3 protein-coding genes are annotated in these 4,226 nt (G+C 74.0%); 2 read left to right on the top strand and 1 reads right to left on the bottom strand.

Going from position 1 to position 4,226, the window contains the following annotated elements; genetic code table 11:
• Positions 1-85: 85 nt before the first annotated feature.
• Entirely contained in the window at positions 86-412 is a 327-nt protein-coding gene (locus tag AB0J67_RS39545; protein WP_363490702.1) for a plasmid stabilization protein, read from the bottom strand.
• 184 nt (positions 413-596) lie between these two features.
• On the opposite strand from AB0J67_RS39545, the gene AB0J67_RS39540 reads away from it, so the two are divergent.
• Together AB0J67_RS39540 and AB0J67_RS39535 are read left to right on the top strand one after the other, a co-directional pair.
• Positions 597-2,267, top strand: coding sequence for a hypothetical protein (locus tag AB0J67_RS39540; protein ID WP_363490700.1), 1,671 nt, complete (start codon positions 597-599; stop codon positions 2,265-2,267).
• A gap of 11 nt (positions 2,268-2,278) precedes the next feature.
• On the top strand, positions 2,279-4,108 hold the full coding sequence (locus tag AB0J67_RS39535; protein ID WP_363490698.1) for a GH25 family lysozyme: 1,830 nt from the start codon (positions 2,279-2,281) through the stop codon (positions 4,106-4,108).
• Positions 4,109-4,226 lie beyond the last annotated feature (118 nt).

The raw sequence follows: 4,226 nt of genomic DNA, 5'->3' as shown, positions 1-4,226 counted from the left end.
CCGCAGCGCCGCCAGCGCGGGCTGCAGCTTGGCGAGGCTCTCCTCGAGCGACTCGGCTGCCCGGACCACCGCGCCGGCGGCCGGGTCAGCGGTCGACGGCGCGCTGCAGCTCGGCCTTGGTCATGGTCGAGCGGCCCTTGACGTTCTTCTTCCTGGCCTCCTCGTAGAGCTGGTCGCGAGTGCGGCCGCCCTCGCCGCGGTGCGAGCGCAGCCCGCCGCGGCGACCGGAGGAGATGTCCTTCTTCGACAGCGCGCTGGACTGCTTGGCCTCGCCGGCACGGGCCCGCTCCTTGTTCACGGTGCGGGCGGCGATCTCCTCGGCGACGTCCTCGGACTTGCCGCGCTCCTGGGCGCTGGCCTTGATGTGCTTGTACTGGCGCTCGCGCTTGTCACTCCAAGCCTGCTGGGGCATGGTCGGACTCCCTTCGTGCTGCTGATGGACATGCCCGCGCCGCGCGGCCGGCAAACGTGAGGCGCGCCCGAGATGATCTCGCCGCGGCGCGCCCGAGCAGGCGCAACGCAATCGCCGACCGCGCCGTTAACCGGGCATGCGTCATTGGGGATCATGCGCGGGGGCGGTCCCGGGGCTGCGCCGCGTGCTGACCGGGCTGCTGGTCGCCCTCGCCGTGGGCACGCTGGGCATCCCCGCGGCGACCGCGGTGCCCGACGAGGGCGACGTGGTCGACGTGCCGCGCCCCCAGGGCGTGGACGCGCAGGGCCTGCCGCTGCAGCCGGACGGCATGGCGGGTGGGCCCGGCAGCGGCACCGGCCGGCCGATCACCCGGATGCAGATCCTCGCCCGCGCCGCGATCTGGCACGAGGCGCACGTGGCGTACAGCCAGCTGAAGTTCCGCAAGGGCTGGCGCACCGACTGCTCCGGCTACGTCTCGATGGTGTGGGACCTGGCCCGCAACCACTGGACGGGCGACCTGCACCAGGTCGGCGAGCGGGTCGACTTCGAGGACCTGCGCCCCGGCGACATGCTGCTGCACCACAACCGGTCGCGGCCGAGGGACGGCTCGCACGTGGTGCTGTTCGAGCGCTGGGTCGACGAGCCCGGCGGCGACTTCGTGATGTACGAGCAGACGCCCCCGTCGGTGAAGCACCGCAGGTGGTCGGAGTCCGGCTACAGCCGCGGCAAGTACCGGGCCTACCGCTACCTCAACGTGATCGAGAACGAGGCCGTCTGGTACCCGCTGGCCGGGGACTGGGACGGCGACGGGCGGCTCACCCCCGGCGTGGCGTTCCCGGAGGGAGACGGCTGGCGCTGGCGGCTGTCCGACGACCCGCGCGGCGCCGTGACGCACGCCGACTTCGTCTACGGCGACGTGCGCAAGCTGCCCATCGTCGGAGACTGGGACGGCGACGGCACGTACACCCCGGGCACCGTCGACCTGACCGGCGAGCACCACGACTGGTACCTGTCCAACACGCTGGCGGGCGGCGAGCCCGACGTGCGGGTCGGCTACGGCGACGTGGAGAAGCAGCCGGTGGTCGGCGACTGGGACGGCGACGGCACGTTCACCCCGGGCGTCGTCGACGCCGAGGGCGACGTGCGGGACTGGTACCTGTCCAACTCCCTGGCCGGCGGCGACCACGATGTGCACGTCGGGTACGGCGACGTGCGCAAGACGCCGGTGGTGGGCGACTGGAACGGCGACCGGGTGTTCACGCCCGGCGTGGTGGACTTCGGCGGCGAGCACCGCGACTGGCACCTGACCAACCGGCTCGACGACCCGGCGACCGAGGTCCGGGTGGCGTTCGGCGGCGTGGACTCGATGCCGGTGCCCGGCGACTGGGACGGCGACGGCTTCTTCACCCCCGGCGTGGCCGACCCCGCCGACGGGCACACCTGGCGCCTGTCCAACGCGCTGGCCAGCGGCGTCGCCGACACGGTCTTCGCGTACGCGGGCGGGCCCGCCCCGGTCTCGCCCGCGCCGGGCCCGTCCGCCTCGCCGGTGGTGGTCCCCCGCCCGCGCCCGAGCGACAGCCCGACCCCGCCCGTGCGCCCGGCCCCGTCCGCCGTCCCGGCCTCCCCCGGCCCGTCCCCGGCGGCGTCCGGCCCGGTCCTGCCGACCGGCCCGGTGCCGGTGCCCAGCCCGGCCGCGACCGCCTCGCCGGACCCGGCGATCACTGCGCCCGGTGCCCCGACCGCCTCGCCGGGCCCGGCATCCGCTCCCCCGGCCGGCACCCCGACCGCGTCGCCGGCCCCCACCTTCGCTCCCCCGCCCGGTGTCCCGCTCGAACCGCCGTCCGCACTGCACTGAGGAGCACCACCGTGAAACGCCTGCGCACCATCCGCCGCGCCGCGCTGCTCGCCGCGCTGGGCCTGTCGCTCACCGCGCTGCCCGCCGCCGCGGCGCCGCCCGGGCCGCTGGGACCGGACGGCAAACCGGTCACCGACGGCTGGGCGGGGGCGGGCACACCGCCGTCGCTGGCCGCCCCGCCCGCCACGGCCCGCGCGCTGGCCGCCGCGCCGTCGGGGTACCCGGTCACCGGCATCGACGTCTCCCACCACCAGGGGAAGATCGACTGGGAGAAGGTGGCGGACAAGGGCGCCCGGTTCGTCTACGCCAAGGCCACCGAGGGCGTGCACTACGTCGACGACACCTTCACGTACAACTACGCCAACGCGAAGAAGAACGGCATCCTGATCGGGGCGTACCACTTCGCCCGGCCGGACCGGACCAACGGCCGCACCCAGGCCGACTTCTTCCTGGACCGGGCGCAGTACCGCAACGACGGCCGGACGCTGCCGCCGATGCTGGACATCGAGTGGCCGTACAAGCTGGGCGGCAAGTACGTCGCGCCCAGCCCGTGCTGGGGCGAGTCGAAGAGCGACCTGGGGCGCTTCATCCGCGACTTCACCCAGCGGGTGCACGAGCGCACCGGCAGCAAGACCATGATCTACACGAACCCCAACTGGTGGAACCCGTGCACCGGCAGCAACGACGACTTCGGCGACCACTACCTGTTCGTGTCCAGCTACACCGAGAAGGTGCGCGGGCTGCCCGCCGGGTGGAACCGCTGGACGCTGTGGCAGTACGCCAACCACGGCAAGCTGCCCGGTGACCAGAACGTCTTCAACGGCAACCTGGCCGAGCTGCAGAGCCTCGCCGCGAACCCGGCCGGTCCGCTGCCCCGGCCGGTGGTGGGCGACTGGGACGGCAACGGCACCATGACGCCCGGCCTGGTCAGCGCCGAGGGCGACACGTGGCGCTGGCGGCTGTCCAACACCCTCGACGGCACGCCCGACCCGGCGCTGGACTTCACCTACGGCGACGTGGGCAAGGCGCCGCTGGTGGGCGACTGGGACGGCAACGGCACGTACACGCCGGGCACGGTCGACGCCGAGGGCAAGCGCCGCGACTTCTACCTGGTCAACAGCTTCCGCAGCGGGCCCGCCGACATCCACACCGGCTTCGGCGACATCGAGGACGTGCCGGTGGTCGGCGACTGGGACGGCAACGGCACGTTCACCCCGGGCGCCGTGGACGGCAGCGGCAAGCTGCACGAGTGGAAGCTGACCAACACCTTCGCCAAGCCGCAGACCGAGCTTTCGTTCGAGTACGGCGACAGCGCGAAGACGCCGCTCGTGGGCGACTGGGACGGCAACCGCACGTTCACGCCGGGCACGGTCGACATGGACGGCGAGCGCCACGACTACTACCTGACCAACGCCGCCACGGGCGGCCCGGTCCAGCTCCGCCTCGGCTTCGGCGCGGTCTTCACGGTGCCGCTGGTCGGCGACTGGAACGGCGACAAGGTCTTCACGCCCGGCGTGATCGACGCCTCGGGCGACGCCGGCCTGGTGTGGCAGCTGTCCAACAACCTGACCGGCGGCGACGTCGCCGACGTGACCTTCACCTACGGCACGACCGGCACCGCCGCCCCCGCACCCGCGGGCGTCGCGGCCTCCGCGGCACCGCTGCCGAGCCCCGTGGGGACGGCGAGCCCGGCAGCCGCGCCGACCGCCTCGTCGGCACCGGGGATACGCCCTGACGCCGCGCCGAGCCGGACGACGTCGGTGAGCCCCACCGTGTCGCCGCAGGCCACCCCGTCGGGCAGCCACCCGCACCCGGCAGGGGCGGCGGCCTCGCGGCCGTAGCGGCACCGAACTCCGCTGCGGGCGACAACCCGGGAGTTGTCGCGACCAACCGCACCACCAGCGTCATCTTCGACCCCGAGCTCATCCTCCGCGCCTCCGCCTGACGGCCTGGCCGGCC

The organism is Catellatospora sp. NPDC049609 (genome assembly GCF_040675365.1).
Taxonomy (GTDB): domain Bacteria; phylum Actinomycetota; class Actinomycetes; order Mycobacteriales; family Micromonosporaceae; genus Catellatospora.
Note: the sequence above shows the minus strand (reverse complement) of the source record. Positions and strands in the feature narration are given on the sequence as shown.